The sequence below is a fragment of the Vibrio atypicus genome, assembly GCF_009811315.1.
GTDB classification, from domain to species: Bacteria; Pseudomonadota; Gammaproteobacteria; order Enterobacterales; family Vibrionaceae; genus Vibrio; species Vibrio atypicus.
Window position 1 is genome coordinate 969,631 of sequence record NZ_BLID01000001.1, and the last position, 22,335, is coordinate 991,965.

Consider the following 22,335-nt stretch of genomic DNA (forward strand, 5'->3'; position numbering starts at 1 on the left):
AAAAAGCCAACCTCAAGTAGGAGGTTGGCCGATATAAGTGTGAACAAAATGGTTCACTAACAACGTCAGTTGGCTAGGTGACCCTCGGCTTAAGAAGGGTCACTTTAAGTATTGCAGTATATGTGCCAACTTTTATAGCGCCTGATTGCCTTATAAATGGTGGAAATCCGCTTCGTTGCTCTCTGATTTTTGCAAAATGAAAATGCAAAACGCAAATCTCCATACATTTGCTAATGATATATTTAAAAACAAATCATCACAGCATGACTAAACTTGCGGTGCCTAAAAAGGCAAAAAAACCAACCACATCGGTTACCGTGGTTAAAATTACTGAACCAGCAAGTGCAGGATCGAGTTTAAGCTTATCGAGCATAATTGGGATAATCACCCCAAAAAGCGCCGCAGTGACAATATTGACGATGATCGCCAGAGCAATGGTCGCACCCAAAATGGTCGATTGAAACCATAACCCTGCAAGCACACCAATGATCAATGCCCAGAGCAAACCATTAATGGAACCGATGCCGATTTCGTTTTTCAATAATGCCCAGCGGTTACCTGGGGTAATTTGGTTGAGTGCCATTGCACGGATCATTAGTGTTAATGTTTGGCTACCCGCAATCCCCCCCATCGAGGCGACGATCGGCATCAAAACCGCCAATGCCACCACTTGAGCGATAACATCTTCAAACATACCAATCGTTACAGAGGCAAGGATGGCTGTCATCAAGTTGATACCAAGCCAAACGCCGCGCTTCTGCGAGCTTTTGACAATAGGTGCAAATAGATCATCACCTTCGTCCATACCGGTACCGGCCATGAGTCGAGTTTCGTAGATTTCACGCTGGTTGCTAAGAGCGAATTGCCAATCGACCTCACCTACTAACATGTCGTCTTCATCCGTAACAGGTAAAGCAGAGAGGGAGGAGTGTTCTAGCGCTTCGATGCTTTCTGCCAAGCTCAGTTTTGAATTGAGGGTGACAACGTTTTCAATGGCGAGATTTTTTAAGCGTTCTTTTGGTACAGAGCGGAGCAAGTCAATATAACTGACGATGCCGCGAAACTGTTTGCGCTTGTTGATCAAATAAATCTGTTGGGGCGCGTCGTAGCTGTAGCGCTCCATTAGAATCTTGGCTTTTTCTACCGAGATATTAAACGGCAGGGTAATCACTTTACGTTCAGCCCAACGGCCGAGTTCGTCATCTTCGTACTCTTTCGCTTGATCATAAAGTTCCAGCTCATCTTTCTCTATGAGTTGAAGAGCTTCATTGATGATCTCTTCAGGCAGGGAGTCTGCCCATTCAATCAGAGAAAGGTTATCAAGTTTGGCTAGCGTGAGTTTTAACTCTGTTTCTGATAGCTCATTGATGATCGAGTGACGAACTTCCGAACGAGCTTCCGTTAACACATCAATATGAAGCTCAAGAGGTAAACCTCGCCAGAGTTTGACACGTTCATCAATTGGGAAGGCTTCGAGAATCAAAGCAATAGAGCCTGGTTCTAGGCCCTCTTCGATTTGCTCGTTTAGGATCGAGTTTTGCTGCTCATCTTCGGCTTGGGCGATTTTTTCAATCTGATGCGATAAGTCTTGAAATTCGCTCATCTAAATGCTCCGTAGTGGTACGGTTTTAATTCCTTAAGAGCGTTATATTAGCAGAAAGCCGCAGAGCGAGAAGGTAAAAAACGTGCAAAAAGCCCAGTAAAACTGGGCTCTTAGGGGATTAGATAGAATAGAAAAAGTATAACTGTGACTTCATACGAATGATAATGCCTCGAATCACGTCCAAAAAGGCCATAAAGCTGATTGGTTTTTCTCCGCTTACCCACGCCAATCCAACGGAGCCAACAGGAATATCGTAACCTTCAGGCTCATCAATCTTTAATCGCACGAAGTGGTGTTTATTGTTCAAGTTTTGCCCAGTGGTTTGACGAACTGATTGATCAAGGCCAAGTAAGTTGCTTTGAGATTCCCCTGTCGCCTCTACAATACCCTCGACTTCTGCCGTGAAGATTTTTCCCGGATACACAGAAGAAGCAAACTCAGCGGCTTGGCCCGGTTTTACATTTCGAATGGCTTGGTGATTCACTCGCATTAATACGTACTTTTCTTCTGTGTACATCTGCAATCTTGGCATCACCGAAACGCGTTGGCCTTCACGCAGAATAAAATTGGTCACGAAACCATCTGTTGGCGCGTAGACTTTAGTGCTATCAAGATCCCATTGCGCTTTCGCTAACTGCTCTTGAGATGTCTTCCATTCTGCGAGTTTACTTTTCATCGCTAATGTCGACTTGCTGATCGCCAGTTTCGCTTTATCAGTATTGACCTGCTTGGTTTTAAGTTGCGACTCAATCGTAGTGATGTTGTGTTTGGCTTTCGCAACGGCGGTTTCTTGTTTGTCGATGTCGCTATCAGTAATGGTGTTTTTGACGACTCGATTTTGTTCTTTATAGCGCTTTAACATTTTGACTTGTAGATCGAAATCTACTTTTGCCATCGCCAGTTGGCTTTCAGTAGTTTTAAGATCTTGCGTCATGGATTCATAGGTCGCTTTTGCGATAGCAATATCTTCTTTCGCCACATCCATCGCGATTTGAGCGGCTTCTTCAGCGACTTTTGCTTGGTTGTATGCGATTTGATACTGAGTCGGATCTATTTCGTAGACCAGCTGACCTTTCGTTAATTCTTGATTCGGTTCAATGTATATTGCGTCCACTTTTCCCGTCACGTTAGCTGAATCAGGACGCAACTGGATATGGGGTGATTGAACAACCGAGCCTCCTGATAGATCCATCGGCGTAAAGTTGATCAGTCCAACCCAAACAAATAACAGCCAAGATGTACCACCTAAGTAAGCAAAACCTTGAGTAAACTTATTCCAGGGCATTCCCACTAAGCGAAGCAGGTAAATGAACAGCGCCCAGACAGCCAATCCTTCTAACATTATGCATCCTCCGCTTGGTCATTGTGCTTTGGTGCATGTCGCCACGTGTCGCGTAAATTGATAATGGCTTTTTCCATGTCTACGAAAGCTAGGATAACCGCGAGCACCCAAACCCAATGCCAGATGAAGCCTATCCATGTCAGCGCGGTAATGAGCCCAATTTGATGATGATCTTTGCTGTGTGCTTTGTTGATCGGTAATTCGTGGAATTTCCAAAAACCGTAAACGGCGGCGCCAACGGTCGCAATCAAAACGACGGCAGCAACGACATGTAAGGCGGTATCAGCGCCAGTACCAACAAAAGGTACACTTAGTAGGCTCATTTAGCTCTCCAAACTGGGTAAGAGCGCTGATTGTGATCAAGATTTGAATAATTCATTCTTTTGTGACAGATTGAATCGAATTTATTTTGATTTTGATGTGATTGGTATGAGTGACGTGAGATTTATGCGAGCGCTAGGGATTCGACAGGTTCATAATTTGGCCAAACGTCGATATCAGATTGCCGACAATGCACTGCATATTCCCGAGAGCGCATTAGAGCACCCAATGACTCTGCTGCCATTATCTGAGATCAACCGATGGTATGAAACTCTGGAATCGCAGTCAGGTAACCCCGACGTCATCTTAGATATTTGCAAAGAGATCGAACTGGATAAGTTGGGCGCCATATCTCGATGGCTGTTTTCTGGTTACGATCTTGCCTCTACCTTTCGCCGAATCAACCATGGCTTAAGTGCGTTACAGTCAGGTGCGTATTTATCTGGGGCTCAAAGTGGTTCGATATTGAAGTGGATCTATCACAACCCTTTTATTGAAGCTCAGTGCAAAGTGCATGATAGTGCTCGCATAGCGATCTTTATGACTAAAGTACTGCGGACTTATCTTGGTGAAGAATTTGTCCCATTACGTGTCATGCTGTCTGGTTCGCGAAAAAACGTAGCGAAATATGAAGCGTATTTTGGCTGTGAAGTTGAGTGGAGTCACTCGAAAACAGAGGTGTGGTTTCATTCTCAACTTCGACTTGCCACCCATCAAAAAAATCGGTTTACTCAGCACCGATTAGCCATGAATTTCTCCGACTTAGATGACTTTTTAAATATGCCTGAACCGGATGATGAAGTGAAAGTGATCTATGAAGTGATCAACTATAGCTGCCATTATGGGCTACCAACTTTAGAGCGGGTATCAGGTTTATTGGGGTTGTCGACACAGCAATTTCAACGCAAGTTACACGCGTTTGGCATGAACTTTACTACTGTCATGGGTTATGTGTTGACCAACTCGGCGGCGAACCTTTTTAGTAAAGGTGTATCCGTAGAAGAGGTGGCGCAGCGGCTAGGGTATCAGAACTGCGCCAGTTTTAATCGAATGTTCAAAAAGCATCGGGGGTTGACACCAAAACAGTATGTCCACCATTTTCAAGATGCTTTTTGATATGGTGGGTAGTTAGCGGTTATGCCATCGTTCTCCGTAGGCAGAGGTATAGTCGGGTTCAGCCAAGTGCGTTGAAGCTTCGACGGGTTCAAGTGGCCCCACAACGGTTCGATAAGGAAGAACGCCAGCCCAAACCGGAAGATCTAGATCCGCTTGGTCATCATTGACGCCAAAATTACTGATTTTCACGGACGCTTCTGTTAACGGCATTTTCAATAACATGGTGGCACTGAGTTCTTTTTGATTACTCAAGCGGATATGATCTGTGCGCCCCGGAGCGATTTGCTCAATAAAATGATTGAGCAATTGGTCTTTCTCGGTGTTGTCTTCTACCGCCTCAAAACGTCCAAATACGACTGCAGAACGATAATGGGCGCTATGGTGAAATGCACTTCTCGCAAGAACCCATCCGTCAAACAGTGTGAAAGTGAGACAAGTTTGTTTCCCTTGCTTTAGGCTTCTCATTAATCGGCTATTGTTCGCACCATGGATAAACACATCATTGTCGACTCGCCATGCCAACATCGGAATAACAGTCGGGCCACTGTCGCTACTAATGGCGATGTGGGCAATCAGGCTTTCATCGATGATCTGATGCAGTTTTTCTTGCTCAATCACCGCTTTGTGCGCTGCTTTTTTTACTTGGGTTCTTTTTGTCGTTGATAGCATGAATCAGCTTCCATTCTTGTCATTGCGTGTGATTACAATCTAACCTCAAACTGGTACTTTATTTAGAGCCAGTTTTAAACCATGGATGGATCCAGTTATGACGCCGATAGATATAGGCGATTTATCTTTGAGCAACAATAAAGGTACGCTTCAAGAGCAACTCTTTCATGCTATTCGAGGGAAAATCGTCGCCGGTTTATGGCCGCTGGGTGGTAAGTTGCCCTCGACAAGAAAGTTGGCGAGTGAACTGTCACTTAGCCGCAACACCGTTATTGGGGCCTATGAACAGCTCGTTACTGAAGGGTACTTAGAAAGTCGACAAGGTTCTGGTTTCTATGTTTCGGTGGAGCTTCCCGAGCATTATCTAAGCTCGTCTAATCTTACCTTAGAAGACCGTTTCGACTCTGACCCAGTTGAAACCTCTGCATTTCATCTAAATAAGAGTTTTGCTCCCGGAGTGCCAGATCTTGCTCAATTTCCTATGGAAAAGTGGCAGCGCATGTTACTTAGGCATATGGGGCGGACATCGCTACTGGGGAACCAAAATGTCCAGGGAAGTATGGCATTAAGAAGTGCTTTGGCGGGGTATCTAGCATCAAGCAGGAGCGTAAGCTGTTCACCACAGCGGATCATCATTACTTCAGGTGCGCAGCAAGCCTTGTTTATTGCATTGAATGCTATCTTGACTCGTGATGACACTGTCTTGATGGAGCAGCCTGGTTATGCGCAAATGAGCAAAATCATCAATCTACAAGGATTTAAGTTCGCTCCTTTAACTGTGAGAGAAAAGTTTGGTATTGATCTTCAGCAGGCGATGAACAGCAATGCTAAGGCGATGTATATAACACCAAGTAACCAATATCCAATGGGGACTACGCTGACGACTGAGCAACGATTGAACTTAATCGAGTGGGCAGCAGAGAACAAGCGTTGGATTATTGAAGATGATTATGACAGTGAATTTCAGTTTGCACATCGACCGTATACCAGCTTACAAGGACTGGCGAATGAGATTGGCTTTGATCAGCAAGTTATCTACGTAGGCTCTTTCAGTAAAGTGATGTTCAACGGCCTACGCTTGGGGTATTTGGTGGTACCAGAAACTTTGCTTGAGTCTTGTTTGGCCATTAAGGACGCGACCAGTGGAGATTCGCCAACGCACACGCAAGAAGCTTTGACCGACTTTATTCGTGAGGGGGATTTATTACGCCACATTAGAAAAATGCGCCGTCTCTATAAGCAAAAGCACCAGCGGATGACGGAGGCAATATGTGAGCATTTTGCTGATAGGGTCGAAGTGATCAGCCAACCAGCGGGTCTGCACATTACGCTTAAGTGGCAAGGGCGTGTGGATGAAGACCAGTGGGTCGAAAAGGCCCTGCAAAGTGGTATCGTAATGCGTGCAATGAATTACTACGAAAATAACCCAGAGACTTATGAGTCTCAAAATCAGCGTGGATGGGGAAGTGTCGTATTGGGCTTTGGAAACGTGGAACTGGAAAAGATCGAGCCAAATATCTGCAAGATCGCTGAGATATTTGACTCGTTAATGTCTCAATGAGGTGTAAGTTTTATTCAGGGCTTGGCTGCTTTATGCCACGAAACTTTTCCCACGGAAAGCTGAGCAAGGCAAAGACGGTGACTGCATAAAGCATAGACCAGCCGAGACAGACGAATACTGCGGTACACAAAATTAGAGATACGGCGGCCAAATGTTTGCCAAACCCAATCAAGAGTTTATAAGCCGCTAACATCGCCAGTAAATAGACCAGAACAAATATGCCATTAGCCAGCTTCAAAAAGAACTCGAGATCGAGGCCAGATAACTCGCCGCCAATGCAAGAGACAAGCAGCACCAACCCTACAGCAATTGTCGCGTTGGCAGGCACGCCTTTAATGGAAACTCGAGCTAGTGCGCTGTTCGGGCGATATTCTCTCGCTTGAGCCCAAACCATACGTGACAGGCTCTGAGTGTATAAGTTAACGCTCGCGAAACAGGCGGCAAAACCCAAGCCGCTAATGAGAAGTTTGAATTGACTGCCGAACAGTTGTTCTGACAACCAAGGAATAGAAGCACTGTCAAAACTCGGTGCGCCATAGGCTTCGAACTTCAGGATAACGACAGAGCAAGCCCAGTAGGTTGCACCTGCAATAAAACAGCCGATCAAGATGGCTATTGGGAAATCGCGCTGAGGGTTTTTAAACTCTTCGCCCATGTGAGCAAAGGCTTCAATACCGACAAAGCACCAGAACATCACCCCTAATGCAGCGCCGATACTCCAGATGGACTCTGAGGTGACTGCTGGCATGTGGATATCATTGCTTTGCACATCACCTTGCCACCAAAATGCGGCCACGAGGGAAAAGATGCTGAGAGCGATGACAGTTTGTAGCCGACCAGAAGATTTTGTGCCGGCAAGGTTTACCATGACCAGCAGCCCAACTGTCAATATTTGTGCGAGCATTGACGAATTAAGAGACTCTGGTAATAGTTGTTGTAAAAAGCCCGCCGCTAAAGCAACCGCAGCGGGAACGCCTACAGGAATGACGCTAACAAATAACCATGCAACGCTCTTTTCCAAACGCTTATCGAAAGCTTTACGAACAAAGTAAGCCGTTCCTCCAGCATTTGGGTAGCGCTTACCCAGTTGAGCAAAGGTGAGAGCAACAGGACAAATTGCGATAAACAAAATCACCCATGCCCATAGTGAAAAATGACCTGCAATACCAGCGACGATTGCGGGTACCATAAATAGGCCTGTTCCGAGCAGAGTCGTGGACAGTTGCCCGATCCCTGATATTAAGGTGATTTCTTTTTTTAACTCGCTCATGACTTCTCCTCCCTTAGACAACCATTACAGCTTAATGAATTGCGCTCGATGAGGCAGCCATCAATTCGTCGTAGATAAACGTCACTTTGACGGAATTTTTCGACGAAATAGTCAAATTGATAACTTTAATGAGGAACCTATTTGTGTCACATTACCTGTAATCAACAGGATAAGTTGGGTGATGAAAAATAGGAATATGGATAAATTTGACCTTCAAATCGTAGAAATACTTAAGCAAAACGCAAGAGCATCAGTCAGTGATATCGCCCGTCATGTCAATTTGTCACGCTCGGCAGTGACTGCCCGAATACAAAAGCTGGAGAATGACAAAGTGATTCTTGGCTACCATGCTCAGGTGGCACAGGAAGATTCCCAGGCGGTCGTTCAAGCGTATCTCGCCTTAAAGTTTGATATGTCGTCAACCACTCAGTATTGCGAAACGTATGCGCAGCGCATCTATAAAATTGATGGTGTTAAGTGGTGTCATGCGATCAGTGGAGAAACAGACATGATGTTGTTTGTAGAAGCGCCAAGCATGCAAAAGCTGAATCAAATTCGGGATGAGCTACAAACCATTCCTGAGCTGAGGCATCTGATGACTCATACCGTGCTTACAGAGTTTTTCAACACGAGCTACTGATACGATAAATAAAACTATGGCACTGGAAAACATTAACTTAAACCTGCTTCGCTCATTACATGTCTTGTTAGATGAATGCCATGTAAGCCGGGCGGCGGAGCGATTGCATTTAACTCAGTCGGCGGTGAGTCGTCAGTTAGCTCAACTTCGAGAGTTATGTGCAGACCCGCTATTGGTGCGTGATGGTAATCAGCTGTTGCCAACACCTAAAGCCTTGTCGATGCAAAGTAAGTTAACTGAATTGTTGGGTGAGTTTGATGCTTTGTTAAGTGATAAGCCGTTTGACCCAAAAACTTGGCAACAAGAGTTTGTTATTGCGTCAAGTGATTATGTCGCGCAATACATCTTGCCTGAAGTGGTGTCCAAAACGGTGGATCAAGCGCCTAAAGTCGATATTGCGTTTCGACTTTGGCAGCCAAATTTTCTACCTCAGATCAATGAACTGGGAATTCATTTGGCGTCGAGTATGTTACCTGAGCCGCCGAAACACCTTAGTAGTGTTAAAATCGGTGAGGACAAACCCGTTTGCTTAATGCGCCAGCAGCACCCGTTGGCTTCTAAGAGCTTTTTGAGTTGTGAGAGCTTAGTGAAATACCCGCACCTTAAAGTTACAGGCGGGGGAGATAAAGACAGTCATGCTGATATTGCGCTTCGCCAGCTAGGCTTTCAACGTAGGATTGCACTTAAAGTCCCGTTCTTCTCTGCGGCAATAAACGCGCTACAGTCTAGCGATTATTTGATGATTGTGCCTGAACACATCGCGAGAAACTTATCGAGTGATTTCAACCTGACTTATCAGAATTTACCTTTTGAAGTTCAATCTCACCTCTACTGGTTGATGTGGCACCCCAAATACGATTTGGATAAAGCGCATCAATGGATGCGAGAAAATCTACTCTCAGTGATGAAAACCAGTCGTTATTCAATAGGTATGATTTAGAATCATAGTCGCTATCATTAACTTCGATTTCTAATCATGCTTGGGCTGTTTTACTCTTTCCTCATAATTTCTTGAATTGGAATACACAATGACTATCACGGTGTGGTTCTCGCTTTTTACCATCTGCTTACTAGGTGCCATGTCACCGGGTCCAAGTTTGGCGATTGTGGCTAAACATAGTTTGGCGGGCGGGCGTTTAAATGGTTTGGTCACCGCTTGGGCTCATGCTTTTGGTATTGGGGTTTATGCCTTTGTTACGCTGATTGGCTTGGCCGTTGTTCTGCAGCAATCGCCATTTCTGTTTAAAGCCATTAGTTACGCAGGTGCCGCTTATCTTGCTTATTTGGGTTATAACGCCATTCGCTCAAAAGGCGGTGTTGCAGCGAAGTTAGAGTCAGGTGAGCAGACCTCTCTGTTTCAATCGGCAAAAGAGGGGCTGTTGATTTCATTACTTAGCCCGAAAATAGCGCTGTTTTTTATCGCTTTGTTCAGTCAGTTTGTTGCCGTCGGTGATAGTCATTCAGCCAAGGCATTGATTGTTGCGACCCCACTGATTGTGGACGGTTTATGGTATACCTTAATTACCTTTTTACTTTCTAGCCCAAAAATCATAGATAAAATACGCTCGAGAGCTCAATTGATTGACCAACTTTCCGGTGTGGTGTTAATACTGCTTGCTATTCGAGTGGTGGTTGCAGTTTAATCACGATATAGGTTTAACATGAATTAGGTCAATAGACCCAAGAAAGGTAGAGAAATCAGATGCAAGCAGAAGTTAAATGGGTCGAAGAGTTTAAGTTTTTAGGTCAATCTCAATCAGGTCACTCTGTTGTAATGGATGGTAACGGTGGTGCGACTGCGCCAAGCCCAATGGAAATGGTTCTGATGGCTGCAGGTGGTTGTAGCTCCGTGGACGTAGTCGATGGATTGAAAGAAGCGGGTCAAGCGGTGACAGCTTGTACGGCCAAACTAACAACTGAGCGTCGTGAGACAGCGCCACGTATTTTTACTCAAGTTAACATTCACTTTGAAGTCTCTGGCGATAACCTAAATCCTGAAGTCGTTGCACAAGTTGCCGCTGATTCTTTAGAGAAGTACTGCTCAGTTTGTTTGATGTTAGGCCAAGGTGTGGAAATGACACACAGTTGGGAAATCCTCTAACAAACGCTCGTAGAAACACCATAAAGCCGAGCGAGATGCTCGGCTTTTTTATATAAGAAAATCGATATGATTCAAACACACAAATTTACGCTTGCTGGGATCGCTGCCATATTACTTTGGAGCAGTGTCATGGGTGTCGCTCGTGCAGTGACAGAAATGCTTGGTCCTGTAGGAGGAGCGGCGTCAATCTATACGGTCGCGGCACTGTTTCTTGTTGCGGTGATGGGAGTACCCAAACTTCGGAACTATTCATTGCGTTATGTTTTGCTGGGGGGCGGGCTGTTTGTTGCCTACGAAATCTGTTTAGCGTTAGCGCTTGCGATGGCGAATGATCGTCAACAAGCGATAGAGATGTTGGTGATCAATTATCTTTGGCCCGCACTAACTGTACTTCTAGCAGTGTTGGTTAGTGGCAAGAAAACCAACGTTTTGGTTTACCCGAGTATTGCGTTAGCGTTTTTTGGTGTCGCTTGGAGTATCAGTGGTGAGCAGGGGCTTTCAGTAGAGCAGATAGCCGCCAATGTAGCCACTAATCCAGTGACTTATGCCATGGCATTAACCGGGGCATTCTTGTGGGCGATTTACTGCAATTTGACTAAACGAATCTCAAATGGTCAGAACGCAATTACACTGTTTTTTATTATGACGGCTATTTCACTCTGGATTAAATATGCCTTTAGTGGCGAAAGTGGCATGACGATTAACCTAGAGTCGGGTGGGCTACTGCTGGTGGCTGGCGTATTCATGGGCAGTGGATATGCTTTGTGGAACTACGCCATTATTGGTGGAAACATGGTTCTGTTAGCGACGCTATCCTATTTCACACCTGTACTTTCGACCATCATTTCATCGGTAATTTTGGGAATCGCTCTGACACACACTTTCCTGCAAGGGGTGGTGATGGTCACTATAGGCTCATTGATGTGTTGGCTCGTCACACGAGAAAAGTAGGTTACCAATAAATCTCTATTGGTGTACCGATGTCTACTAGGTTGAGTAATTCGTCCATCTCTTGGTTGGTGATTGCAATACAACCATCCGTCCAGTCGAAACTTTGCACGAAGTTGGCTGGGCGGGTTTCATTGTTTTTTAAACCGTGAATTTTGATATCACCGCCAGGATCGAGGTTGTAGCGACGAGCATGCGTCCGGTCACGTAGGTTCGGGTAACTAATGTGAATGGAACGATAGAATTGCGAATCTTCCATAATGAAATCTAGGTAGTAGCGTCCTTCGGGGGTTCTTTGATCCCCTTCTTGGGTTTTGTGCCCTTTTGGTGAGTTACCTAGCGCTACACGGTATTCGCGAACGACATGGTTACCTTCCATTAGATACATACGTCGTTTCGACTTATCGACTTTCACCAAATCAACAGAAGCGAAACTCAAGCTCGGTACGCTGAATACTAATGCTAATAGCAACAATAACTTACCTTTCAAACTGCTCTCCACGTTTTGAGTTTTTCACCTTTCTGTTTGAGTCATACCATTGTACCTGATTCTTTGAAACAAGCTGAAACTTTCCAATGACTCGTGTTTTCATGCCAAGAGTTGAATAGCGCAAAAATGAAAAAATTGGAAATAAGATCATAAAAATGTAAGAAGTATCATATCTAGGAAACTTGCCAATAGCTAAATGCGAGGCACTTAACATAGAAGATTTAATATCATTTGATTGCATAAGGGTAACTGTTACTTTTTTAATCGAAAAAAGATAATAAAAAAGGTCCAGGCTAGGATTATGTTCCCCCGAATGTTACTCAAAAATATCTTGTCAGCGAGAAACCAAAGGTTCCTTGCTAACTCTCTATTCCAGTATATCGATGAGCTTCTTGGTGCGGAGCATATCGGTGTATTTAAAGAACCAAAAGGGGAAGGAACCAATGGCTTTCTTTACTCAAAAGGGAACCCTGCCGACCTGAGTCTCTATCCAGACACTTTCTGGACTTGGATTGCTCAATTTGATACTTCAGATGGTCTACTACCGCTAAAAATGAATACCTGTCAATGGCAGTACAATCAACATATGTCCGCGGAAAGCTATGTGTTCATGCTCGATAACCACCCTGAGATGCGCATTTACTTAGTGGCTGAAAATGTAAATCCTGAACTGGTTAGCAGTGCAAACCAGAACAATGAGCTAGAAGCGCTACAGATCATTGCTGCACGTTGGCAGTGTGTCCGCGCAGAGACGGAAGCAGCAAAAGAGTTTAAACAGCGAGACATTAAAGAAGCAAAATATCTTGATGTCATCAAGCAGCGTGAAGCTTTCATCGAAAATATGAAGCTTGTTCAGCAAGTCGCCGTTGGTATTTCGAATCCGGCGAATCTGGATGAACTGTATCGTATGGCGGTTGAAGCAGTACGTGATCAGTTAGGTTTTGACCGTGCAGTATTCATGTTGCTCGATATCAAAAAACGTTGTTTTAGCGGTACTTATGGTACGGATGAGGAAGGGCGCACCGCCAGCGAACATCACACTCAGTATGATTTGCACCAACTGGAAGAGACCTATATCGACGCGCTGTTTGAAGGCAAAGAGAGCTTAGTGATTGTCGAAGAAGCGCCACTATATACAGCGGGAAATGTGATTGGCCAAGGTTGGAACGGCATGCTTATTTTACGTGACGATCAGGAGATCATTGGCTGGATCGCACTGGACAACTATATCAATCGCACACCAATTACCACTTACCAACGCCAGATGTTGGAATCCTTTGGCTCACTATTATCTCAGATTTATATCCGTAAGCGCCAAGAGCAAAACGTTCGAATGTTGCATGCTAGCATGGTTGAACTTTCTCGTTGTATGACGGTGAGTGAAGTGTGTAAATCTGCAGTAACATTCGCAATCAACCGTTTGGGTATTGATCGGTTTGCTGTGTTTTTAACAGATAAAGGTTGTACCCATATGCAAGGTACGTGGGGAACGGATATCCAAGGTAATGTGGTTGATGAGTCATATTATCGATCCGATACGATCGATCGTTCCATTGTTAATGCGGCACGTATTAACCCTAATGATGTCGTTTTTGAAGAATCTGTACCTATTTATCATGACTTCCACATTGTAGGCTTTGGTTGGACGGCAATGACCATGCTTGTTGACAACAATGGTGAACCAGTGGCTTTTATCGCTGCTGATAATTTAATTAAACGCTCGCCACTGACGCATCAATTGCGTGAAGTGATTCGAATGTTTGCCTCTAACTTAACGGAAGTTTTACTACGAACTCGCGCTCAAGAAGCGATCCATGAAATGAATGAGAATCTAGAGCGAGAGGTGAAAGCGCGAACGAGAGATCTACAGAAAGCTAATGAGCAGCTTGAAGTAATGGCGAAGATGGATCCTTTAACACGTCTAGGTAATCGTCGAATGCTTGAGGCTTCGCTGGAAGAATTGTGCTTAGAGAATGATGAGGCTCGACAGCATTACGGATTGATCTTGGTCGATATTGACCACTTCGGCTTGTACAACAATCATTATGGTCACATGCAAGGTGATATTGCCTTAATGCGAATTGGTAATATTTTACAACACCACACTCAATCGGGCAGTGAAGTCTTTTGCCGTATTGGTGGGGAAGAGTTTGCCTTATTAGTTACGAATCAAACGCCTGACAGGGTGGCAGATTTGGCCGAATGTGTTCGAAAATGCATTGAGGGAGAGCAAATACCTCACAATGTGAATACGTGCAGCCAATACTTAACAGTCTCAGTAGGGTATGCGGTTCTAGAATTAAGTCAGAGCGAGTTCAGCTTTGACAGACTTTACTGTGAAGCCGACGATTCGCTATACAAAGCAAAAGAGCTAGGCAGAAATCAGGTAAGTGGAAGCGTTCACTTGATTGAGTTAGCCTAGTTTCAACTCGACATGGTTTAAAGGTCTAAGGAGTACTTAACCAATATCTCATCATAAATCCCTTTGGCTATGATCTGTTCTAGAGCCAGATTGAACTGTTCGAGTAGCGCTTCCGAATTCGGGTAGTTGGGTGAAACCATCAGGTAAGAATCCCAGTCAGAGTTTGCCGTATCTCCAATTAACTCTTGGAATGTGATGTCCAAAGTACCAAAAAGATGAGTTTCACCTGGGTACAGTTTTTCGATCAAATACCAACCCAGGACAGGATCCATTTGGGTGAAGTCAACCCTCTCTTTGTATAGCCGCTGAATATTGAGTTCGTCACTGATGACAGACTCAACCTTTACTCCCGCCGCATTAAATAGTTCTTCAGATGCTTCACCAGCTAATAGCGAAAATTTGTATGATTTGAAATCAGAAAGGGAATTGACGCTGAGAGGAGTCGGAAAATTTTTCACTTTATAGAAGAACTTACCTGATGGATTAACAAGCAGCCTACCGGAATATAAGAAGTCTTGTTGGCGCTCAGGGGTAATTGCGTAGGGAAAAGAGCCAAATGCTTCTCCATTTTTAAGCATTTTTTCACCTCTTTCCCAAGGGACAAATTTGACAACAGCATCTATTTGCATCTCTGCAATTGTTGCATTGACTATTTCTGTGATCAGGCCGCCGTCATAAATTTTCTCTGAAGTATACGGAGGCCATTCGCCAGTTAAAAACGTAATTGTCTGCGCTCTCGAGGAGAAGGTTATAAGCTGACAAAACACGATGGCGACAAACAGTAATACCTTGTGCATCTGGTCTCTCCGTTTAGATTTTTGTTCTTGATGTGAATCAAAAGAACTAGTTTCTATGTTGGAGTATAGACGCTAGAAAAGGGAAGTTGGGAAATTATGGCAAGATAAGGTAGGGACGAGATAAGACTGGCTAGAATCACAATCTGCCAGTCTTAAGTCGAAAGCTTTACAGTTTTGCTAATGGCTCCTCACAAGAGTTACTCTTTCTCGAATGCCTGTCCGCTTGTTTAATTAGGCTGATCAGCTGACCACTATCCCAGTTCAACGCCTTAGTCGAATAGCGGCTTGCTTGCATTGCTTGCAACTGAGTGTCTATTTGCATTTTTAAAGCCTTATCCGGGATATTTGTTTGTAAAATCCACTCTTTGGCAAGGTAGCCAGCGCGAACGCTATCACCACTTTCTATGGCATGAATCAAGGCTACAGTCCCTTCTTGTTCTGAAGAGTTTATAGTAGGTGATTGAACGCTTGGTTTTTTTCGCTTTACCAGTAGCACAGTGCTAATAAGCCATAAGGCCGCAAAAAGTGCGGTTAGGTAAGGCCAAAATCCAGAGTCTTTAACTACTACTGTTTCTGCCGCCGGGATTGGCGTATTAAGCAAAGCGGGCTCGGTGTTATTAACTAAATCACCTGGATTTACGTTTAAGGTGATACCTTCAATGTTGCTGCTAACTTGCTTTTCTTTTTGGCTGTTCCACCAGTTGATTTGAACGTCGTTTAGCGTGATGTCGCCTTGCTGTTGAGGAATGATCACCTGTGTCAAAGTCATGCGGGTTGAGCCATTCGCTAACTGAGAAAACTGCGGTTTCTCTTGGTAGACTCGAACTGACTTCGGGTAATCAATCTTGATGTCTGGGAAGCGTTCACTAGTCACCCCTTGGATATCTAAGGTGATTTCACGGCTAATTGAATCCCCAACTTTTGTCTCTAAAGTGTCGTTGTTAATTGCGTTTCCGTCACTATCAGACCAACGTTGAGACAAGCTAAGGCTTGATGCGGGCAACCAGTTTCCTTGGTAATTGTCTGGTATAGGATTTACTTTAATGGCGAATTGTTCAGGAGCAGTATTTGCTGAGACAAGTTTAGTCGTTCCGGTTCGATTGCTTCCGTAAACCACACTGCCTTTAAAACCGATACCCCACAAGGTGAAATTACCGGCTTTGTCTGCGGTCACTCGGTAATCTTGCTCTAGCATGGTGACTTCAACGCCATCTAATACACTTTGATATTGGTTTGGTTCTCCAATAGCATCCAGTGTTAATCCTTCTGCTCTAGGAGGAAGAATATTTGGGTTTTGCAGCCGGCGCGGATCCGCTTTAATAATTAGGCGCGTTTTCAATATGGCGCTTTCATTTGGGTAAAGCTGTTGTTTGTCGAGTGAGTTTTGAAGCTCAATGAGATCAGCGACTTTGGGCTCATCCGCATCAACACTGACTTGGATAGTAATAGGTTCTGAGCTTGCGCCATTTAATGAAAAAGCAGGTATTTCGGCATTGCCTAGTCGTTGAGCTGCCAGTGAAACATTCCATTCGCTGCGGGTGGTTCGTTTACCATTGATGATATTCAGAGACGTACCAAAGCTAGGGCGACCAACATAAAAGTCGTTCTCTAGTATTTTTAAATCTAAGTCATCAGAGGATACTTTTTCATCCGCAACGATTCGCAGTTGAAACACTTCATTTTTAACGACTTTGTTTTTACTTACTGTTACCCATAGGTTAGCAGCGAATGTCGCTGGGCTGATTGCTACGAGCATCATTGCGACCAAGCTGACAATATAGAACTTATAACGTTTCATCATCACCATTGTTTACCTGTTTGTTGTGGCGCTTGCTTTTGCTGAGCTTGCAATAATATTTGCGCTCGAATTAATCGGCTCGGGTCTCGAGCACTTTCTACTTGTTCGAGCTTTCTAAGTTCAGGGTCAATCTGCTGTTGATTGTCCTGACTAACAGCCATTGGCGCGGCATCGGAGTCGGATTTCTCATCTTCATCAGATGGATTTGCCTCTGCCTGTTGAGGCTGAGAAGCATCATTGGCGTTCTCTTTAGGCTCTTGCTTATCGCGTGATTGTGATTCTGCCGGATTCTCTTGCTGTTCGTCGTTGCCAGATTTCTGCATTTCACCTTCCCCATTCTTGTTAGGTTCAGGCGTCTCTGATTGAGCTGAATCAGATTGAGAGAACTCTTGTTCACTTGATTGTTCTTGCTCTGAATCAGAAGGCTGTTGCGTTGAACCTTGACCTTGTTGCTCTTGCGTATTGGATGAGTCAGAGTCACCCTGCTGTTGCTGTTGCTGTTGCTGTTGCTGTTGCTGTTGCTGTTGCTGTTGCTGTTGCTCTAGAGCTTTCTTCACAACTTCTAGGTTGGCTTTGGCGTCGCTATTGTCTGGATTCTTTTTCAAGATAGAACTATACAGTTCAGCGGCTTGCTCAAGTTCCCCAGCCTGAGCAAGTGCGTTCGCGAGGTTATATTGTCCAGACTCACTGTTGTCGCTTTTAAGTGATTCAATCGCTCCTTGAAAATCGCCTGCTTGGTATTGGGCAACCCCTTTCCATTTAGGATCTGAAAACAGTTCTGCAGCTTGTTGATACTCTTTGTTTTTGTAGAGTTCCATTGCTTGCTGTTCGTCCGTTTTCCATGGGCTCGCCATCGCTGGTTTTGGTTGTAACAGCGGAAGGGCAATGACCACAACACTAAACAGCACGCCACGTCGAAATAGCGCCAGTGCAGGTATGAGTAACAGAGGTAGTAACCAAAAACCTTGATTGACAGCTTCTGCGATTTGGCTTGTGTTTGACTTGTTAGATGCTTCGTCAACATGAGAAGTCAGCTGGGCGATATTCTCCACATCGCTACTGGTTAGCTGGATCGGCACAAACTGCCCGTTAACTCGGCTGGCGAGAGACTTCATGTTGTCGAAGTTTGATTTAGCGACGACAGGCTGGCCGCTACTTAGTGTCATCAAAGTTCCATCGCTGAGTTTAATCGGTGCTCCTGAGCGAGAACCGACACCTAAAATGGTCAAGCGCCAGTTTGTTCCTGACAGCAAACTATCAATACTGCTGCGCTCTGCGTCGTCAATATCATCAGCGACAAGCACGATATCCCCTGTGGCAAGCCCCGTGTTTTGCATCATTTCTATCGCGAGTTGGACGCCTTTCGCTGCGTCAGCGCCGGGGTAGGGCATGAGCTCTGGTGATAGGTTTGGTACAAGGTTGGCGATGGTATTGGTATCACTGGTCATTGGTGAGACAATGTAAGCGTCTCCAGCATAAGCGACTAAACCGGTGCTGCCATCTTTCCACTGAGCTAGAAGATCAGTTACTTTGTAACGAGCCTGAGTTAAGCGGTTGGGTTTAATATCGGTTGCGTACATCGACATCGACATATCCATCACGATCACTCGCGCACTGGTATTGGCAAAGCTTGGACGCTCTTGTGAGATAAAACTCGGGCCAGATAAAGCGATAATAGCCAGTAAGCCAGCAAGGCTAGCCAGTTTCAGCCCTCCTTTATTGCTCGCTTTTCCTTGAATTCCCATCGCTTTCGCTAAATGAGGTGCGATCAAGGTTTGGTTGCGGTTACGTTTGATGAGCCAAAGCATCAATACGGCCCATGGTATTGCCGCGATTAGCCATAGTGGATAGAGGAAAGTGAAATTAGACATGATTCCTCCGAACCAGTAATAACAGACTAAAGCTCAGCAGAGCGATAGCCAGAGGTAACATAAACCACTCTTTTTGTGGGCGCCACGTTTGAGTTGCTTTAGAAATCGGTTCTAGGTTGTTAATAGTGTCGTATATGGTTGCCAGTTCTTTGGCATCTCGTGCTCGGAAATATTGCCCACCAGTTATCTCTGCGATTTGGGTCAGTGTTTTCTCGTCTAGGTCTTGAGCGGTATTGACTTTACGCGTCATGAAGAACTCTTTTACCACCATTTCTCCTGCGCCGACGCCGATTGTGTAAATGGTCGCATTGTATTTTTTAGCGATTTTGGCAGCTTCGATGGGATCGAGTACGCCAGAGGTATTCCCGCCGTCGCTGAGCAGAATCATGACTCGTTGCGGCGCATCGCTGTCGATAAAGGTTTTTGTCGCAAGACCAATACCTTCACCAATAGCGGTCTTATCGCCGATTAAACGCAGTACTAATTGATTAACTTGCTCGGAAATAGTTTTGCGATCTAAAGTGAGCGGCGTCTGTAAGTATGCGTGATCCGCAAACAAAACTAAGCCTAGTCGGTCGCCCTCACGTTGAATGGCAAAGTCACTTACCACGTTTTTCACTGCGGTTAAGCGGTCGATATACTCTTTGCCGTCACTCATATCTTCTTGGCTCATGGAGTAAGAAAGATCGAGCACTAACATCAGATCTCTGTGCTTAGGCTGTGTTGTAACGGGTTCGCCATACCAAACCGGTCTCGCCATCGCAACGACCAATCCAATCCAAACTAGGCTGGCCAGTACTTTAGCAAAGCTGTTTTTAGGGGTAGCCGTATGCTCTGATTTCGGTACATACGGAAGATAAATCGGCGAGCTCTGTTTGGCTGCCGGTACAATAAAATAGATGACCAGTGGTAGAGGAAGTAAAAACAGGCTCCACCACCAGACTAAGTCAAAGTTAGCCAACTATGCTCTCCTTCTCTTTGGTGGAAGTGCTTGCTCCACCCAAGTTCTGCAGTCTTGGATCAGTTCATCAGAATTGGTGACACTTTGCTTGCTATACAGTACTTGTTGCCAAGATTCTTGGTTTGGTGCAAAAAGCGGTGCTTTCATTTGGCTGTCGAGAAATTGATACCACTGCTGGCCAGTGAGCTGGGCGATCTCTTCTCGTGGGTAGTAACAAAGTGCGGCTTGTCGAACCAACTCGATTGCTTCGGCAGGTTTATTGCCTGTGGCGAGTAGTCGCAGTGCGGTTTTTTTCGGTGCCAGACGTTTTTTGTTCCAACGAATGATGAGTAGCAACGTCATAATTAAGAGTAGTGAGGCTGCAAGTAGCGTCCACCAACCCCATGCGAGAGGAAGCCATGCTGGGACATCTGGCAGGTGGATAGGTTGTAGCGCAAGTGGCGAGGTTTGAGTCTCAGTGCTCATTATTGAAATCCATGTAACTGTTGAGTAAGTGCAGCATCGCTAGAGAGCGTGGAAAAACTCATACCTAAGCTGTGAGCTAGTTGAGTTAAGTGTTGCTGCTGTTGAGTGAAAGCGGACTCTATCCCTTCGCGGGTCTTTTTCGAAGAAAAATCTAACCAGCGTGTGGTTTGTTTATCGGAGACTTGCTCTGTGCCACGATAATGTGTGACGCCTCGCTCAAGAGGATCACAGATTTGCACTAAACGAACGCGGTTATGTTGGCCTAATCGACGTAACAGCTTTTCATCATTTGAGTTCAATCGTACAAAGTCACTGAGTAATACCAATTCGCTGCCTTTTGGACACATACGAGCAAGAGCCTGAAGAGGTAGACTCATATTCCCCAACGCCGCACTTGGCGCAGTGAGTTGTTGTTGGTGATAAGTCACTAAACCTTGTGCAATGGCAAGTGCCCCCTTATTGCGGCCGGACGGCTTTATCTCGATGAGCTGATCGCCGAGATCGATCAGTGCGCCGACACGATCTTGTTGGGCGACACTGAGCCAAGCAATCAAACTTGCCATATGTGCCATGACAACCGACTTGAGCATCAGCTGAGATCCAAAAATCATGCTGGCACTGAGGTCAAGGTAGAGCACAATCGGTTTCTCGCGTTCTTCGGTAAAGAGCTTAGTGTGAGCTTTGCCGGTTCGAGCGGTGACACGCCAATCGATCGCTCGAATGTCATCGCCTGCTTGGTATTGGCGTACTTCACTAAAGTCCATACCGCGACCGAGCTGGCGACTTTGATGCTGCCCCAGCATTTGTGACCATAAGCTTTTAGCTGGTGGCAACCATTTGACGCACTGCTGTTTGTAGTAGAGCAGTTCGTCTAGGTTTAAGCTCACACCATCGCTGTGTGGTGATAACTGACTTTCCATCACTTAACCTACGCGCTGCCGACTAGAGACAATAACTTGTTGATCACTTGGTTTGGATGAACGCCTTCAGCTTGAGCTTGGTAGCTAAGAAGTAGACGGTGGCGAAGAACAGGAAATGCCATAGCTTGAACATCTTCTGGTGACACGAAGTCGCGTCCGTTCAACCAAGCATGAGCTCGTGCACAGCGATCTAATGCGATGGTCGCGCGTGGGCTGACACCCATTTCAATCCAGCTATTTAATGTGTCATCGTATTTGGTTGGTTGGCGCGTCGCCATGACTAGGCGAATGATGTATTGCTCAATACCTTCTGCCATATGAATGTTTAGGACTTCTTGGCGCGCGGAAAAAATGTCTTCTTGGCTCAATACTGGCGGGGTTACAGCAGTATCGCCTTTTGCTTCCCCTCTATTGAGGCGTAAGATTGCCAATTCACTTTCAGCATCTGGATAGTTGACATCTAGGTGAATTAAGAAGCGGTCTAACTGTGCTTCAGGAAGCGGATAAGTGCCTTCCTGCTCGATTGGGTTTTGCGTCGCCATGACCAAGAATAGTTTCGGCAATGAGTAGGTTTTTCTTCCTGCTGTAATCTGTTTTTCTGCCATAGCCTCAAGCATTGCAGCTTGGACTTTCGCTGGCGCTCGATTGATTTCGTCAGCAAGAATCAATGAGTTAAAAATAGGGCCAGCTTGGAAGGTGAACTCCCCAGTTTCAGGACGAAAGATATCAGTACCTGTTAAATCAGCAGGTAATAAGTCAGGGGTAAATTGGATGCGGTGAAAATCCCCTTCAATGCAATCCGCTAGCGACTTAACGGCTCTTGTTTTCGCAAGACCAGGAGGGCCTTCAACTAGAATATGGCCATCAGCCAGTAGAGCAACGAGCAACTGATCAACTAGTTCAGCTTGACCGATAACTTGACTATTTAAGTACTCTTTTAATTGTTGTAAAGCGCGTGACTGCATGGATGTTTTTCTCCTAATTTTTCCACTTAGTATCTTGGGAGGGCAAAAAGTTCCCGCTGAAACCCCGAACATGAA

At 45.1% G+C, this 22,335-nt stretch carries 21 protein-coding genes; 8 read left to right on the forward strand and 13 right to left on the reverse strand.

The features are described 5' to 3' along the window. Positions 1-256: 256 nt before the first annotated feature. The 3 genes from GVO60_RS04260 to GVO60_RS04270 all read right to left on the reverse strand — a co-directional run bounded on the left by GVO60_RS04260 (position 257) and on the right by GVO60_RS04270 (position 3,268). Positions 257-1,603 (reverse strand): magnesium transporter, encoded by a 1,347-nt coding sequence (locus tag GVO60_RS04260; RefSeq protein ID WP_159651341.1) that lies wholly within the window; start codon positions 1,601-1,603, stop codon positions 257-259. 118 nt (positions 1,604-1,721) lie between these two features. Next, positions 1,722-2,945 carry an HlyD family secretion protein gene (locus tag GVO60_RS04265; RefSeq protein WP_159651342.1) on the reverse strand — a complete coding sequence of 408 codons (1,224 nt, stop codon included), beginning with the start codon at positions 2,943-2,945 and terminating at the stop codon, positions 1,722-1,724. Further along, entirely contained in the window at positions 2,945-3,268 is a 324-nt protein-coding gene (locus GVO60_RS04270; protein WP_159651343.1) for an MFS transporter, read from the reverse strand. The genes GVO60_RS04265 and GVO60_RS04270 overlap by 1 nt, the downstream gene beginning before the upstream one ends. Before the next feature lie 106 nt (positions 3,269-3,374). On the opposite strand from GVO60_RS04270, the gene GVO60_RS04275 reads away from it, so the two are divergent. Next, on the forward strand, positions 3,375-4,382 hold the full coding sequence (locus tag GVO60_RS04275; RefSeq protein WP_174855862.1) for an AraC family transcriptional regulator ligand-binding domain-containing protein: 1,008 nt from the start codon (positions 3,375-3,377) through the stop codon (positions 4,380-4,382). A gap of 12 nt (positions 4,383-4,394) precedes the next feature. On the opposite strand, the gene GVO60_RS04280 is transcribed toward GVO60_RS04275, so the two are convergent. Further along, positions 4,395-5,051 (reverse strand): pyridoxamine 5'-phosphate oxidase family protein, encoded by a 657-nt coding sequence (locus tag GVO60_RS04280; RefSeq protein ID WP_159651344.1) that lies wholly within the window; start codon positions 5,049-5,051, stop codon positions 4,395-4,397. A gap of 97 nt (positions 5,052-5,148) precedes the next feature. Here GVO60_RS04280 and pdxR point away from each other — a divergent pair, with 97 nt between their 5' ends. After that, on the forward strand, positions 5,149-6,612 hold the full coding sequence (pdxR, locus tag GVO60_RS04285) for a MocR-like pyridoxine biosynthesis transcription factor PdxR (RefSeq protein WP_159651345.1): 1,464 nt from the start codon (positions 5,149-5,151) through the stop codon (positions 6,610-6,612). A 10-nt stretch (positions 6,613-6,622) separates the two neighbouring features. On the opposite strand, the gene yjeH is transcribed toward pdxR, so the two are convergent. Next, a complete protein-coding gene (gene yjeH / locus GVO60_RS04290; RefSeq protein WP_159651346.1) occupies positions 6,623-7,882 on the reverse strand; it encodes an L-methionine/branched-chain amino acid transporter in 1,260 nt (419 codons plus the stop codon). 196 nt (positions 7,883-8,078) lie between these two features. On the opposite strand from yjeH, the gene GVO60_RS04295 reads away from it, so the two are divergent. The 5 genes from GVO60_RS04295 to yddG all read left to right on the forward strand — a co-directional run bounded on the left by GVO60_RS04295 (position 8,079) and on the right by yddG (position 11,574). Next, a complete protein-coding gene (locus tag GVO60_RS04295) occupies positions 8,079-8,522 on the forward strand; it encodes an Lrp/AsnC family transcriptional regulator (RefSeq protein ID WP_159651444.1) in 444 nt (147 codons plus the stop codon). Positions 8,523-8,538: 16 nt separating this feature from the next. Continuing rightward, complete coding sequence (locus tag GVO60_RS04300) at positions 8,539-9,462, forward strand: LysR family transcriptional regulator (RefSeq protein ID WP_159651347.1); 924 nt, start codon at positions 8,539-8,541, stop codon at positions 9,460-9,462. Between the two features lie 88 nt (positions 9,463-9,550). Next, the gene (locus tag GVO60_RS04305; RefSeq protein WP_159651348.1) at positions 9,551-10,165 is read left to right on the forward strand and encodes a LysE family translocator; all 615 of its coding nucleotides are present in this window, start codon (positions 9,551-9,553) and stop codon (positions 10,163-10,165) included. 59 nt (positions 10,166-10,224) lie between these two features. Then, complete coding sequence (locus tag GVO60_RS04310; RefSeq protein WP_159651349.1) at positions 10,225-10,623, forward strand: OsmC family protein; 399 nt, start codon at positions 10,225-10,227, stop codon at positions 10,621-10,623. Positions 10,624-10,689: 66 nt separating this feature from the next. After that, positions 10,690-11,574: an aromatic amino acid DMT transporter YddG gene (gene yddG / locus GVO60_RS04315; protein ID WP_159651350.1), complete on the forward strand. Its 885-nt coding sequence runs from the start codon at positions 10,690-10,692 to the stop codon at positions 11,572-11,574. A gap of 1 nt (position 11,575) precedes the next feature. On the opposite strand, the gene GVO60_RS04320 is transcribed toward yddG, so the two are convergent. Then, positions 11,576-12,061 carry a L,D-transpeptidase family protein gene (locus GVO60_RS04320; RefSeq protein WP_159651351.1) on the reverse strand — a complete coding sequence of 162 codons (486 nt, stop codon included), beginning with the start codon at positions 12,059-12,061 and terminating at the stop codon, positions 11,576-11,578. Positions 12,062-12,362: 301 nt separating this feature from the next. Here GVO60_RS04320 and GVO60_RS04325 point away from each other — a divergent pair, with 301 nt between their 5' ends. Beyond that, positions 12,363-14,483: a sensor domain-containing diguanylate cyclase gene (locus GVO60_RS04325; RefSeq protein WP_159651352.1), complete on the forward strand. Its 2,121-nt coding sequence runs from the start codon at positions 12,363-12,365 to the stop codon at positions 14,481-14,483. Positions 14,484-14,500: 17 nt separating this feature from the next. Here GVO60_RS04325 and GVO60_RS04330 read toward each other — a convergent pair whose 3' ends face one another. From GVO60_RS04330 to GVO60_RS04360, 7 genes are all read right to left on the reverse strand, one after another. Further along, a complete protein-coding gene (locus GVO60_RS04330) occupies positions 14,501-15,280 on the reverse strand; it encodes a substrate-binding periplasmic protein (RefSeq protein ID WP_159651353.1) in 780 nt (259 codons plus the stop codon). Positions 15,281-15,446: 166 nt separating this feature from the next. Continuing rightward, positions 15,447-17,081, reverse strand: a complete 1,635-nt coding sequence (locus GVO60_RS04335; RefSeq protein ID WP_159651354.1) for a BatD family protein — start codon at positions 17,079-17,081, stop codon at positions 15,447-15,449. Next, on the reverse strand, positions 17,081-18,949 hold the full coding sequence (locus GVO60_RS04340; RefSeq protein WP_159651355.1) for a vWA domain-containing protein: 1,869 nt from the start codon (positions 18,947-18,949) through the stop codon (positions 17,081-17,083). Before GVO60_RS04340 ends, GVO60_RS04335 begins: the two co-directional genes overlap by 1 nt. After that, on the reverse strand, positions 18,942-19,910 hold the full coding sequence (locus GVO60_RS04345; protein ID WP_159651356.1) for a vWA domain-containing protein: 969 nt from the start codon (positions 19,908-19,910) through the stop codon (positions 18,942-18,944). The genes GVO60_RS04340 and GVO60_RS04345 overlap by 8 nt, the downstream gene beginning before the upstream one ends. Further along, complete coding sequence (locus tag GVO60_RS04350) at positions 19,911-20,375, reverse strand: DUF4381 domain-containing protein (RefSeq protein WP_159651357.1); 465 nt, start codon at positions 20,373-20,375, stop codon at positions 19,911-19,913. After that, positions 20,375-21,295 carry a DUF58 domain-containing protein gene (locus GVO60_RS04355; RefSeq protein WP_159651358.1) on the reverse strand — a complete coding sequence of 307 codons (921 nt, stop codon included), beginning with the start codon at positions 21,293-21,295 and terminating at the stop codon, positions 20,375-20,377. The genes GVO60_RS04350 and GVO60_RS04355 overlap by 1 nt, the downstream gene beginning before the upstream one ends. 8 nt (positions 21,296-21,303) lie before the next feature. Then, the gene (locus GVO60_RS04360; protein ID WP_159651359.1) at positions 21,304-22,260 is read right to left on the reverse strand and encodes an AAA family ATPase; all 957 of its coding nucleotides are present in this window, start codon (positions 22,258-22,260) and stop codon (positions 21,304-21,306) included. Positions 22,261-22,335: the final 75 nt, after the last annotated feature.